Here is a 12,267-nt window from a genome sequence, read left to right as displayed (position 1 = left end):
AATTAAATTTATATAAAAGTATTAATTATTTTTTTGTTATCATGTTTAAATATAAATACGATAAAGTTTTATAACATATAATAGTTATATTTTACAAATATAATTATGAATTTGTTATAATTTATGTGTTATGTTAATTGTTTTAACTTTCATGTAACAATATAAAAATATGATACTAAGGAAAAGTAATCATGAAAAAAATAATTTTAATTATGTCTTTAATCTTTATATCTATAGCAGCATGTAAAAGTGCCCCTGTAGCCACTGGTCCGGAAGAAGGAAGCGGATTTAAAACAACAGAAGCTAATAATCAAAATGCTAAAGGTTATACCTTACCTGACGGAGCCGCAGTTAAAGAAACACCAAGAGGTAAGGTATTAGTTCTTCATGATCCTAAATCTAAAACAGATATAGGCAAAAGTGGGAATGCTTCTTATGAAGTAAAATTCGGATTTGATAATACTGTAGAAATAGGAAGCTATAAAGAGGCTTATAATTTAGTTTATCAAATAATAAAAAATAATCCAAATATAAGAATAATGGTAGAAGGTAATTCCAGCAAAGAGGGCCCTGCACCTTATAATTATCAGCTTTCTCAAAGAAGGGCAGATACTAGCTTTAATTATATAATAAAATTAGGCTCTGAAAACAGCAGATTATTAAAAAATGCTTTTGGAGAGGCTTTGCCTGAATATCCTACCCTTAAAGAAAATAGAAGATGTGAATTTATCATTATAATGGATGAAGATGATTTGAAAAAATATAACGATTTTGCTAAAACTGTCGACATTAATAAAGAAACAAATTAATGCCGAGGTTTTAACAATATAATGAAAAAAATCATATTTATTTTTACTTTATTGATCTTTGTCATAGCCTGTAAGAGTACCCCTGAAAGCAGTACTCCTGAAGATGTCGTTATAGCAGAAGAGCCTACCCCAGCAGTTGAAGAAGAAAACGAAGAGAAAGAAGCTGCTGTGCTTTATTTGCCTGAAAATACTTATATAAGAGATACTGACAGAGGAAGGGTACTTGAGACTAATCCGAAAATTATATTTAAATTAGTAGAAACTAATATACCTGCATCTGCTGATATAACATTTGCACAAGTAATGGAGTTCTTGGATAAAAATACTAATGCAAATATAATTTTGGAAGCACATACAAGCAATAGAGGAATAGCTTATCCTTACAATTACAATTTATCGGTTGTAAGGGCTAAAAACGGAAAAAAATACCTTTTAGATAAAGGTGTTGCTTCTGAGAGAGTAATAGAAAGTCCTTTGGGCGAAGCACTTCCGGAATATCCTACTCAAAATGATTTGAGAAGATATGAGTTTGTCATAATAGAAAATGATGATGATATGGTTAAGTATAATACATATATATCTCAGATTGATGTAAGACAAGAAAGCACATATCAAGGAAATTAATTTTTATTTCTAAAATATAAAAATAAACCCCCTTTTAGAAATAAAAGGGGGTTTTAAACTTTTAAGGAAATTTTTATTTATGAAAAATATTATTTTTAGTTTTTTATTTTTAATAGCGGTATCATTTTCAGCTTTTTCTCAAACTAATGAAATAGAAAATACAGTATCTTACCTGCCTAATGCAGAATATGAAAATGCTTTTAAATACGGAACTCCTTCACAGAAAATATCAACCATCAGTAAAATAAGAAGAACAAAAAATGAAGCGGATATTGCTATGCTTGCAAATTATTACCCAGAAGAGATGAATAGCAGAGTAAAAACCGAAATTATCAATTTCTTTAAACAAATAAAAAATGATAATGCAAAAACTATAATAGAATATGCTATAAAAGATGAAAATGATAATGTAAGAAAAGAGGCTTATTATTTATGTTCTATTTATCCGGATATTCAGTTTGAAAGCGGTATAATGGCAGAGATTACAAATGCTTCAGGATTAGTACTAGATAGTATGATAAATGCATTAGGTGCTATGAAATCGGAAGCTGCTGCTGATTATCTTCTTGAAAAATATACAAATAATACAGCTGCCTCTTCTACGAAAGTTGAAATATTAAGATATTTCAGCGAGACTAAAAACCCTAAAGGAGAAGAAATTTGCCGTAATGCATCTCAGAATGCTGGAGAGCCTGCTTTGGTGCGTTATATGGGGGTTGTAGCGTTGGGGGCTTATCCTAGTGCTGAAAATTATGAAATACTTCAAAAACTATTGGCAGAGGATTTACCAGAAATTACAGCAAGAGTTATATATATACTTCCAGAGTATAGTGCTTATGGAGATGTAAAAGAAAATATAATTGAAGCTGCCAAAAATGACAGCGATTCTGTAAGAATATACGCTATTAAGGCTTTGAATAATTATAAATCTGAACCTGAAATTGAGGAGCTTTTGCTTTACAGACTTAAAAATGATAATTCTGAGGCTATTACTACAGAAATACTTAATTTGTATAAAGACTCTCCTCCTACTGGAAATATGTATGAGGCTATAAAAACATTAGCTGCATCTTCTGCAAGTGATAAAATAAAGAACTTAGCTAAATCTATAGTAGGTGATGACAGCAGTCAGAGTGGTACTACAATAGAAGAAGCTTTATCTGGTAAAGCATCTGATAAAGAGAGCAATTAATAATTTCAAATAATATATTATTTTATACGCACGTAGTGTAGATTGTTTGAATAAAAATTCATTAATAATTCTAATTTTCATTACTCATAAAGATTAGGTAATAGCATTACAAATTTAAAACGCACTTGGGTGGGCAGCCAGAATAACAGTAAAAGCTAAAGAAATAAAAGAAGTTACAAATAACAGTATAAGTTAAAGAATTTAGAGGGTGGGAGTTAAAATAATTTTCAAAATTTTGTTTTAATCCCCGCCCTTTTAGATTTAAAAGCTTTATTTTTTCTTTTATATTTTAATTAAATTTGTAAGTCATCATATAAAAAGCAACCCCACCCTAGCTTTATTTATATTTGCACTTTTTGCCACGCACGGAGCATAAAACATTTATATATAATACAAATTAGAATTAGTAATTATTTTATATATAAAAACTAATTAACCGTGCGTTGATTGGCACTTTTAATAAAAAAATCGCTTGGGTGGGTGTTCCAATAACAGTAAAAGTGAAGATATAAAAACTATGCCGAAATAACAGATATTATTAAAAAGTTTAAAGGGAGGGGAGTGATAGTAAAGTTCTAAACTTTATTTAAATCTCATTTATTTTATATTTAATACTTTATTATTTATTTTTTAAAATGTCATAATTTCTTTCCAGTATCTGTCAAAATAATTATACATTCCCATACCGGGTGAATAATATTTGTATATTTTACGGAAATCATTTAATGCATCTTTAAAAGAATTATTTTTTATATATCCTTTTCTCGCCATATATAATAATGCTATAGAAGGAGACCTTGACATTCCGAAATTACAGTGTATTAGTACTTCCATATCTTTTATATGTTCATCTATAAACTCAATGGATCTTTTTATCATTGGAAAAGCATAATCAAATGAAAGACTTGATATATCTAGCAGATTCAAATAAAGATCATTATTACTTTCAAAAACTTTTTTATCTCCTATATTACCATGTACGCCATTAACAAAACAACTTTGACAGGCATGAACTATAGCACCTTTAAATTTTCTGCAGTCGCTATCGCCGCCTACATATAGATTATCATATAATTTCTGCATATCTCTACACTCCTTTTAAAAATATAATCAAAGGTTTTATTTTGTCAATCACTTTTCTTAAAGACTGATATATTGTAAAAATATTACGACAAAATACAAATTTTGTTTACATTTGAATTGAATAATTAAAAACAATTATTATATTTATAGTATGTGAATGATTTTTAAGTACAGGAGGATCTTTTATTATGAAGCCCAATTTAATATTAATGAGCCATGGTAATTTGGCATCTGCACTTATAGAGTCTACAAAAATGATACTAGGCGATTTATCAGATTATGATATTGTTTCCATGCATGTTGATGATACTTTTAATGATGTAGAGGAAAAATTGGTATCAGTATTAGATAAGCATAAAGATAAAAATATTTTAATAATGACAGATATATACGGCGGAACTCCTTTTAATATAGCGAGCAAATTTTATAGAAAAAATGATAATATTTGTCTTATAAGCGGTATGAATCTTGATATGGTTATAGAATATTTTTCTTCAGATATGCATGATAATACAAAAAAACTTATAGATGAGCTTATAAGTGTTTCTAAAGATTCTATAACATTATATTCTAAAAATGAAAATGAAATATATAAGGATATAGATTTTTAATTTTTTTGATGTATAATATACTTTATGATAAAAGAATCTATCAAACATGTATTAGCGGACTACAGTATATTAGAGATAACTGTAAGAATACTATTAGCATATATAATGGGTATATTTATAGGCTGGGAGAGAGCACAGCATAAAAAACCTATAGGAAGCAGAACTACAAGTATAGTATGTATGGGGGCTGCTATTTTATCATGTTATGAAGATGTTTTTGCTCATGCTATAATGCTAAAAAATGAGGAGCTTATTAGAATCGGAAGCGAGCTTTTGTATACTACGCCAGATTACAACAGAATATCTGCTCAGATTGTATCTGGTATAGGATTTTTAGGTGCTGGTATGATTATACAAAATAGGGGCAAACTTCATGGTATAACGACTGCTGCTATAGTATGGGTTACTGCATGTCTTGGAATAGTTATAGGCTCTGGTCAGTGGGTATTATCTGCGATAGGATGCATTTGTATATTTTTAAGCACTTCTATTTATAGATTCTTTATTCCGTATTTTATAGCAAATAAGAAGAAGTCAATAATTTATCTAGTAGAATGCTCTTCCAAAATAGACATAGAAACAGAACTTGACAGATTCGGTATAAAGCTTATTAATTTTGAAATATTGGGCTGGAAAGAGGCAGAAAATAATGATAAAAATATTGTATTATCTCCAAATCTCATAAGCAAGGTTCATATATTTGTACCTAGTCTTGATTATGCTAATATAGAAAATATATTAAAAAGTTTGGGTATAAAACCTATAAAAATATTAAAACGTATGAGAGATAAAATTGATTTTCATTCTATAAAAAAGTAGAAAAAATCAAAAAATATAATTAAAAGTTTTAATTTATGGAAAAAATATACATAAAAAATTTTATTATTGATAATAATGTTGTAGAAGAAGAAAAAGAAATATCTCTTTATCCTCTTACTTTGATTTCAAATAAATATAATTACTTGGCTAATTTAATTTGGTATATAAGCGATCTTCATTTTTTTGAGTTTTATAAAGTTAATGATTATGAGATAATGTCTATAAGCAAAACTATAAGCGGTATAATAGAGCATTATGAGTATTCGGCTGTAATTGATAATAGTATGATTATAGAATGTATTGACTTTGTTAATGATATACTTGAAAAAAATAAGGATAATATTTTAAATAAGTTGTTTCCAGAAAATAGAAATAAAAGCATAGAAAAATTATCAATATTATGCACTTCAGATAATAATATAAATATTAACTCAGTTTTTAATGATGAAAGTAATATTATAGATATAGTTTTTATTTATAATAATAGTTTTTCTTTTTCTTCAAGAGCATTCTTCAGCAGAAAGATAGATATTTTTATTTTTGTTATTGAGCATATTATAAAAATACTTATTACTGGAAATATATATAGAAATGCATATATTGCTGATTATAATGATTTTAATTTTGATTATGCTGTTAAAAAGAATATGGCTGTTAGAGATTTTATTTACAAAGTTCATGAGATGAACTTAAAAGAAAATAATAAAAATAATAATAAAGAAAATAGTAATTATAATATAAAAAACAGATATGAACTTATAAAAATGTTTTTTAAACATTATAATTCATTTAATATATTCATAGAAAATTTTTCATTATTAGAAGAAGAAATAAAAAAAGAAGAAAATAATAATGACTTAATTGATTTGTTTTTGGAAACTATAAAGAGAAAAAGAAATATATTTATTACATATGATGATATAAATTATTTAAATAATCTAATATCAGATAAAAGATTTGAAAACAATATTAAAGTTTATTAATTTACATTTATTATATTTTTGATATAATATTGTTATAATAATATTCGGATAGTATTTATGAAATATATTAAACATTCTATAGTATTTTTTATATTTTTCATCTTTTTTTTATCATGTTTATCATGCAGTAATTTGACTACAGGTATTAAAAGCAAGCTGAAACTTAAAGACAGAGCAGGAAGATATTCTCTTAATGTAAACTTTGAAGAAGATATAAAACTTGACTTTATAATATTTGATACTGGAAATATTAATTTCATAGGCAGCAGAAATAATATTGCAAATAATTTAGGTACATATTTTTTGGGAGACCCTGAAAGCACAAATAAAACTTTTTCATTTGATATAAAAGAGACTATAAATGGAGTAGAACCTAATACGTATTTTATAGATTTTTTATATTTTACATTGAGATATTCAGGAAATGAAGTATATTTTCAAAAGAAATCAGATAGTACAAATATAAAAATAAGTGAGAGAATAGGTGTTTATTATAATAAAGATAAATCATATAATGTAACTGTAACTTCTGATAGAATATCTTGGAGCTATTTTCCGGATGCATATATTGATATAACTAATCCATACACTGAAGATGCAGTTTTTACAAAAACAGAAAGTTTTACCAATGAAAGCGGAACAGTTTATAATTTTACACTTAAAGTCGTTTTTACTGACAATGCTTTGAAACTTACTTTTAATATCACAGATACTTCATATTCTCAGTATAATAAACAAGATGAAGAGTACAGAATATCTTGGGAATAATTTATATAATTATATTTTTATAAGGTTTTTATTATGATAAAAGTTTCTGTAATTGTTCCAATATACAATGTGGAGAATTATTTAAAAAAATGTTTAGATAGTATAATAAATCAGACATTAAAAGATATAGAGATAATATGTGTAAATGACTGCTCAACAGACGGCTCTAAAGATATAGTGCTTGAGTATATTCAAAAAGACAAAAGAATAAAACTTATTAATCATGAAGAAAATCAAGGTCTTGGATTTTCAAGGAATACAGGATTTTATGATAGCAAATCAGAATATGTTTCTTTTATAGATTCCGATGATTTTATTTCTAATGATTATATAGAGTATCTATATGATACAGCGGTAAAATATAATGCTGATATAGTTTTTACCAACAATATATATACAGTTAATGAAAATAAAGGATATATAAAACCATATTATCATAATAGATTAGAAAAATGGAAAAAAGACTATAATGATACTTGTTTTGAAGGCGTTAGTTATTTTAATGTAAATACTTCAGAAAAAGAAAATACTCCGCAATATCCGCTTGCTGTTTCTTGGAATAAACTCTATAAAAAAGAATTTTTACAAAAAAATAAATTAGTATATTCAAAAGTAAGGATTGCTGAAGATATTGATATATTTTACAGAATATTAGCCAATAATCCAAAGATGTATTATAACAATAATGCTAAATATTATTATTTGCAAAGAAGTACATCTCTTGCTGGAAATGTATCTCATACTTCTAAAATACCTATTGCCATATTGGAGGTTTTTAAGAATGTATACGAATACTATAAAGAAAATAGAAATGAATTACTAATAGACTGTAACTATTATAATTTTTTGTCATTAATGCATACTTTTAATAATTATAAGGCTGATAATAAAAATGAGTTTTATAAAAAATGTCATGAGCTTATGAAAAGTCTTAATCCGGAAATCGACAGAAAAAAACATGCTTTTTATGCTTATAGTATGTATATAATGAAAACTTATGATGACTATAATGTATATTTAGACAAAATAGAATCTATTAAGAAAAAAGTATTTGATGTTGCTTGGTGGATACCTTCTATTACTTTGAGAGAGAAGTATAAAAAAGTTAATTTGGATAAGCTTGCAGAGAAAAATTGGAAATGATATAATTACTAATCTTTTAATAATTGAATAATTGAAAAAAAAGTAATTTCATTATAAAGTATTGAAGTTAAGTTGAATATAATAAAAAATGATAGGAGAATAAATATATGGTAGTAGAGCCAAAAATTTTAAATAATATATGTATCACTGCCCACCCTCTAGGCTGTGCTAAAGAAGTTGAAAAGCAGATAAATTATGTGAAATCACAACCTAAAGTAAAATCAAATGTTAAAAACGCTCTTATATTGGGAGCTTCAGGCGGATACGGACTTGCAAGCAGAATAGCAATAAGCTACGGACTTGGGGCTAAAACTTTGAGTGTATCATTTGAGAAGGCTGCTACAGAAAGAAGAACTGCTACGCCGGGCTGGTACAATAATGAGGCTTTTTCTTCATTTGCTGAAAAAGATGGAGTTAAAGATAAAAACTTGATACTTGACGCTTTTTTAAATGCTTCAAAAGAGGAAGTAATTAAAGAGGCTAAATCATTTTTTAACGGAGAGAAAATAGATTTAGTGATATACAGTTTGGCAGCACCTGTAAGAACTGATGAAGCTACAGGAACAGTTTACCGTTCATCATTAAAACCTATAGGAAAAAAATATAATGGTATAGGTGTTGATTTTATGACAGAAGAACTTCTTGAGGTATCAATAGATCCTGCAAATGAAGACGATATAAAATCTACTGTTAAAGTTATGGGCGGCGAAGACTGGAAATTATGGACTGATGCTTTGCTTAATGCCGATATGCTTTCTGAAAATGCCATAAATATAGCATATTCTTATATAGGTCCTGAAATGACTAAAGCTGTATACAGAGACGGTACTATAGGAAAGGCTAAAGATCATCTTGAGGCAACTGCTCATGAATTAGATAAAGAGATGCAGGAGAAAGTAAAAGGTCATGCTTATGTATCAGTAAATAAGGCTGTTGTAACTAGGTCTTCTGCTGTTATACCTACAGTTCCTCTTTATATAGGTATATTATTTAAGGTTATGCAAAAGAAAGGTATTCATGAGGGCTGTATAGAGCAGATGTACAGACTTATAAGTGAAAAACTTTTTAATGGCGAAGAAGTACCAGTTGACAGTGATAACAGGATAAGACTAGATGACTGGGAATTAAGAGAAGATGTTCAGAAAGAAGTTTTAGATGAGTGGAATAAACTTACAAAATATAATGTAAAAGAAATAGCAGATTTAGCATTATTTAGAAAAGACTATATGAATATGCATGGTTTTGATGAAGAGGGTATTGATTATAGTCTGGACGTTAAGATATGATATTATAATAAATTTTAAATAAATTAGATTACTGGCGGAGTTTGAATATTTATATTTGAGCTTCGCTTTTTTTATTTATTGTTATGCATTTTTATATTTGATTGTTTTATTGTTTATCATTAATACTTAAAAGTATTAAGAATTTTAATATATTCAAAAGTCTCTTTATTACAGTCATGTCTTACTGAATTAAGTTTTTTAAATAGGTTCATGTCCTTCTTTAGCAAACAGATAACTATTTAAAACACTAATATTTATCTCTAATTGTTTATTATTCATTTATTAGTTAGTATGGCTTGCATACCTTACAAGGAGTGTATCCTTTATTTTTTGCCTCTGATAATGAGATTTTATATGCTTCACCTTTTATGGTTCTGCAATTTTGAATATGGTATTTTTTTCCAGTTTTAGTTATATATACGATATTTGCGGCTGTTATATTGGAAGATATTAGAATAGTAAATATTATTATAAGTTTTATTATTTTTTTCATGTTTTTATTCTTCTTTATAGATAAGATAATGATTAATAATATATTAATTTTATGATTTAATAAACATTTTATATATGGTTTTTTATATATTAAGAAAATAATATTAATTTTTTTAAATTATCCGCTTGACAAAAAATAATTTTGTAGTATAATACAAGCATTCATTAACTAGTTTGGAGTTGTAGCTCAGTTTGGTTAGAGCGCCTGCCTGTCACGCAGGAGGCCGCGGGTTCGAGCCCCGTCAACTCCGCTTTTTTATATAAATCACGGAGAAATATAATGCCTAATATAGCTTCAGCATCTAAAAGATTAAGACAAAACGAAGTTAGAAATCTTTATAATAGAAAAATTAAAAGTTTCTTAAATACTCAAAAAAAGAAAGTTGTTAAATCTATAGAAAGTAATGATAAGTCTTCAGCTATAACAGAATTTAAAAAATATGCAAGTGCTTTAGATAAAGCTGCTAGAAAATCTGTTATACACTCTAATAGAGCTGCTGCCAAAAAATCTGATATGATGAAAAAAATTAACGCTATGAATTAATTTTTTATTTTGAATTTAATGAGACCTATACGCTTGATTGTGTATAGGTCTTTTTATTTTAACATATTTAGTATTTTTTAAATTTTATGTAAAAAGTTATTGTATTTATTTGCTTATTTCTTATATTAAAAATATAAGAATATAAGAAAGTAATTATTTATTACAATATATAATAATTTTATCACATAAAATATTAGGATATATTAATTAAAAAACGGAGGATTTTCATATGACAAAATTATTAAACAGCATAAATAATGACTGCACAGTTATAGATGATGAAGAATATAATTTACTTATTAATGAATATAATGATATACTAGTTGATAGTATAGAAGAATAAATAGTTTAATTTTTTTTCCTTTTTATTAGCCTATGCATAATGCATGGGCTTTTTTAATATAATGACATTTTAATTATTTAATAGCTATATAATTTTATAATCTAATAATTTAATGCAGTTTTTTACTTATAATGCTATACTCATAAAGCATCATTACACATTCAAAGCAATGATTATGATTAAAAAAATGACAGCACAGAAAAATATTTAAAAGATAAAATATTTAATAATTAAGAAAGTGAGAAATAAATTTATGCTTTAATTTTTTGCATATGCATCATTATATTTTTAACAAATCTTATAGCTGTATTTGCGTGCATATTTTTTTAATCTATAAAATATTTAAGTATTTCAAAAAAAATGATGTTATAGTATACGGTTGACAAAATCTATTTTTTTGAGTATATATAATATAGATGATAATTTTATCTTTATAAAGGAGATTATATTATTATGAAAAAATATATTTTTATAATTACCCTTTTAATTTCAAATATGATATTTGGATACAATCAAACATTTAAAGTAGGCGAATATATAAAATATGATGTTTTAGCACAAGTTCCGGAATTTAATATAAGCGGCAAGGTAGGAACACTTGAAGCTAAAGTCCTAGCAATAAGCAATGTAAACGGAATACCAGCCTATCATCTTTATGCCCATGTTTATACTACTGGTGCTGCTAATTGGGTTTATAAAGTAAGCGATGTATTTGAGGCTTGGGTTTCTACGAATGATTTTAGTCCTTTAGTTCTTAAAAAAGATACTTCAGAAGGTGAATGGACAAATAATGAAACTTTAACTTTTTATAAAAACTATTATCTCTTTAATGATAAAAGAACAACTGATGAAAAGATAGAGTTCAGCGGTATGGCTTATGATGCTTTATCTTTAGTATTTTTCATGCGTTTTGTTGATAAAAATATAGGCACATTTAAAGTTAATTGGCTTGAAGGAAAGAATATCAAAAGAGATATAAGATTTACTATAGAAAACGGTGAAGATCTTAAAACCAAACTTCAAAGGGATAAACTTGCTACTATAAGAGTTTATGAAAAAGATAAATATGGAACAGATGCCTTGATTTCTAAAGATAAATATAATCAAGTTCCTCTTGATGTAATCATAGCCGAGCAGAAAGTTTACGGTCTTACAATAAGGGTAAGAGGAATAATAAGAGAATATAAAGACGGAAAATAATAGACTTGTATCAAAACTTATAAAATTAATAAATTTATTTTTGATATAATTAAAAGATTTTATAAAAATAAAAGACAGCGTATAACAATATATGCTGTCTTTTTTAATGTTATATAAAGCTAAAAAACAAAATTATTTGCTTGCTTCATATTTAGTATTAATTTCTTTAACTAAGGCTTCAATGATGGAATCATTCATTCCATGACCGCGGCATCCTTCTTCCAAACTTTCCCAGCTTGCTACATGACAGCCAACGCAATGAAGTCCGTAATTCATCATTATCTCTACAGAATCTGGAAATATCTGTATAATTTCACCTATACTCATAGTTTTGTTTATCATAATAGTTACCTCTTATTTATTTTATATT

Annotated in this window: 14 protein-coding genes and 1 tRNA gene; 12 read left to right on the top strand and 3 right to left on the bottom strand. The window is 26.5% G+C overall.

The window, feature by feature from the left end:
• Positions 1-191: 191 nt before the first annotated feature.
• The 3 genes from BMUR_RS06430 to BMUR_RS06420 all read left to right on the top strand — a co-directional run bounded on the left by BMUR_RS06430 (position 192) and on the right by BMUR_RS06420 (position 2,625).
• Positions 192-809 carry an OmpA family protein gene (locus tag BMUR_RS06430; RefSeq protein ID WP_013113791.1) on the top strand — a complete coding sequence of 206 codons (618 nt, stop codon included), beginning with the start codon at positions 192-194 and terminating at the stop codon, positions 807-809.
• A 21-nt stretch (positions 810-830) separates the two neighbouring features.
• Positions 831-1,433 carry an OmpA family protein gene (locus BMUR_RS06425; protein WP_013113790.1) on the top strand — a complete coding sequence of 201 codons (603 nt, stop codon included), beginning with the start codon at positions 831-833 and terminating at the stop codon, positions 1,431-1,433.
• 79 nt (positions 1,434-1,512) lie between these two features.
• Entirely contained in the window at positions 1,513-2,625 is a 1,113-nt protein-coding gene (locus BMUR_RS06420; RefSeq protein ID WP_013113789.1) for a HEAT repeat domain-containing protein, read from the top strand.
• Positions 2,626-3,255: 630 nt separating this feature from the next.
• Here BMUR_RS06420 and BMUR_RS06415 read toward each other — a convergent pair.
• Positions 3,256-3,708, bottom strand: coding sequence for a dual specificity protein phosphatase family protein (locus tag BMUR_RS06415; protein WP_013113788.1), 453 nt, complete (start codon positions 3,706-3,708; stop codon positions 3,256-3,258).
• A 188-nt stretch (positions 3,709-3,896) separates the two neighbouring features.
• On the opposite strand from BMUR_RS06415, the gene BMUR_RS06410 reads away from it, so the two are divergent.
• From BMUR_RS06410 to fabV, 6 genes are all read left to right on the top strand, one after another.
• Positions 3,897-4,319: a PTS sugar transporter subunit IIA gene (locus BMUR_RS06410; RefSeq protein WP_013113787.1), complete on the top strand. Its 423-nt coding sequence runs from the start codon at positions 3,897-3,899 to the stop codon at positions 4,317-4,319.
• 24 nt (positions 4,320-4,343) lie between these two features.
• Positions 4,344-5,138 (top strand): MgtC/SapB family protein, encoded by a 795-nt coding sequence (locus BMUR_RS06405; RefSeq protein ID WP_013113786.1) that lies wholly within the window; start codon positions 4,344-4,346, stop codon positions 5,136-5,138.
• Between the two features lie 35 nt (positions 5,139-5,173).
• Positions 5,174-6,121: a hypothetical protein gene (locus tag BMUR_RS06400; RefSeq protein ID WP_013113785.1), complete on the top strand. Its 948-nt coding sequence runs from the start codon at positions 5,174-5,176 to the stop codon at positions 6,119-6,121.
• Positions 6,122-6,178: 57 nt separating this feature from the next.
• The gene (locus BMUR_RS06395) at positions 6,179-6,889 is read left to right on the top strand and encodes a hypothetical protein (protein WP_013113784.1); all 711 of its coding nucleotides are present in this window, start codon (positions 6,179-6,181) and stop codon (positions 6,887-6,889) included.
• Between the two features lie 33 nt (positions 6,890-6,922).
• A complete protein-coding gene (locus tag BMUR_RS06390; RefSeq protein ID WP_013113783.1) occupies positions 6,923-8,032 on the top strand; it encodes a glycosyltransferase family 2 protein in 1,110 nt (369 codons plus the stop codon).
• Between the two features lie 107 nt (positions 8,033-8,139).
• A complete protein-coding gene (gene fabV / locus BMUR_RS06385) occupies positions 8,140-9,318 on the top strand; it encodes an enoyl-ACP reductase FabV (protein ID WP_013113782.1) in 1,179 nt (392 codons plus the stop codon).
• A gap of 286 nt (positions 9,319-9,604) precedes the next feature.
• On the opposite strand, the gene BMUR_RS06380 is transcribed toward fabV, so the two are convergent.
• Positions 9,605-9,811, bottom strand: a complete 207-nt coding sequence (locus tag BMUR_RS06380) for a hypothetical protein (protein WP_041749990.1) — start codon at positions 9,809-9,811, stop codon at positions 9,605-9,607.
• 175 nt (positions 9,812-9,986) lie between these two features.
• On the opposite strand from BMUR_RS06380, the gene BMUR_RS06375 reads away from it, so the two are divergent.
• The 3 genes from BMUR_RS06375 to BMUR_RS06365 all read left to right on the top strand — a co-directional run bounded on the left by BMUR_RS06375 (position 9,987) and on the right by BMUR_RS06365 (position 11,897).
• Positions 9,987-10,061 (top strand) — tRNA-Asp (locus BMUR_RS06375).
• Positions 10,062-10,090: 29 nt separating this feature from the next.
• A complete protein-coding gene (rpsT, locus tag BMUR_RS06370) occupies positions 10,091-10,354 on the top strand; it encodes a 30S ribosomal protein S20 (protein ID WP_013113781.1) in 264 nt (87 codons plus the stop codon).
• 796 nt (positions 10,355-11,150) lie between these two features.
• A complete protein-coding gene (locus BMUR_RS06365) occupies positions 11,151-11,897 on the top strand; it encodes a DUF3108 domain-containing protein (RefSeq protein WP_013113779.1) in 747 nt (248 codons plus the stop codon).
• A 132-nt stretch (positions 11,898-12,029) separates the two neighbouring features.
• On the opposite strand, the gene BMUR_RS06360 is transcribed toward BMUR_RS06365, so the two are convergent.
• Positions 12,030-12,239, bottom strand: coding sequence for a DUF1858 domain-containing protein (locus BMUR_RS06360; RefSeq protein ID WP_013113778.1), 210 nt, complete (start codon positions 12,237-12,239; stop codon positions 12,030-12,032).
• Positions 12,240-12,267 lie beyond the last annotated feature (28 nt).

Source organism: Brachyspira murdochii DSM 12563, assembly GCF_000092845.1.
Classification (GTDB): domain Bacteria; phylum Spirochaetota; class Brachyspiria; order Brachyspirales; family Brachyspiraceae; genus Brachyspira; species Brachyspira murdochii.
The sequence above is the reverse complement of the archived record's forward strand: the minus strand, read 5'-3'. Positions and strand labels throughout refer to the sequence as shown.

What these genes read in the sequence shown, in the direction of transcription:
- BMUR_RS06365 (WP_013113779.1), top strand. Translation starts at nt 11,151, where the DNA reads ATGAAAAAATATATTTTTATAATTACCCTTTTAATTTCAAATATGATA.
- BMUR_RS06360 (WP_013113778.1), bottom strand. Translation starts at nt 12,239, where the DNA reads ATGATAAACAAAACTATGAGTATAGGTGAAATTATACAGATATTTCCA.
- BMUR_RS06405 (WP_013113786.1), top strand. Translation starts at nt 4,344, where the DNA reads ATGATAAAAGAATCTATCAAACATGTATTAGCGGACTACAGTATATTA.
- BMUR_RS06380 (WP_041749990.1), bottom strand. Translation starts at nt 9,811, where the DNA reads ATGAAAAAAATAATAAAACTTATAATAATATTTACTATTCTAATATCT.
- BMUR_RS06410 (WP_013113787.1), top strand. Translation starts at nt 3,897, where the DNA reads ATGAAGCCCAATTTAATATTAATGAGCCATGGTAATTTGGCATCTGCA.
- BMUR_RS06400 (WP_013113785.1), top strand. Translation starts at nt 5,174, where the DNA reads ATGGAAAAAATATACATAAAAAATTTTATTATTGATAATAATGTTGTA.
- BMUR_RS06420 (WP_013113789.1), top strand. Translation starts at nt 1,513, where the DNA reads ATGAAAAATATTATTTTTAGTTTTTTATTTTTAATAGCGGTATCATTT.
- fabV (WP_013113782.1), top strand. Translation starts at nt 8,140, where the DNA reads ATGGTAGTAGAGCCAAAAATTTTAAATAATATATGTATCACTGCCCAC.
- BMUR_RS06430 (WP_013113791.1), top strand. Translation starts at nt 192, where the DNA reads ATGAAAAAAATAATTTTAATTATGTCTTTAATCTTTATATCTATAGCA.
- BMUR_RS06395 (WP_013113784.1), top strand. Translation starts at nt 6,179, where the DNA reads ATGAAATATATTAAACATTCTATAGTATTTTTTATATTTTTCATCTTT.
- BMUR_RS06390 (WP_013113783.1), top strand. Translation starts at nt 6,923, where the DNA reads ATGATAAAAGTTTCTGTAATTGTTCCAATATACAATGTGGAGAATTAT.
- BMUR_RS06415 (WP_013113788.1), bottom strand. Translation starts at nt 3,708, where the DNA reads ATGCAGAAATTATATGATAATCTATATGTAGGCGGCGATAGCGACTGC.
- BMUR_RS06425 (WP_013113790.1), top strand. Translation starts at nt 831, where the DNA reads ATGAAAAAAATCATATTTATTTTTACTTTATTGATCTTTGTCATAGCC.
- rpsT (WP_013113781.1), top strand. Translation starts at nt 10,091, where the DNA reads ATGCCTAATATAGCTTCAGCATCTAAAAGATTAAGACAAAACGAAGTT.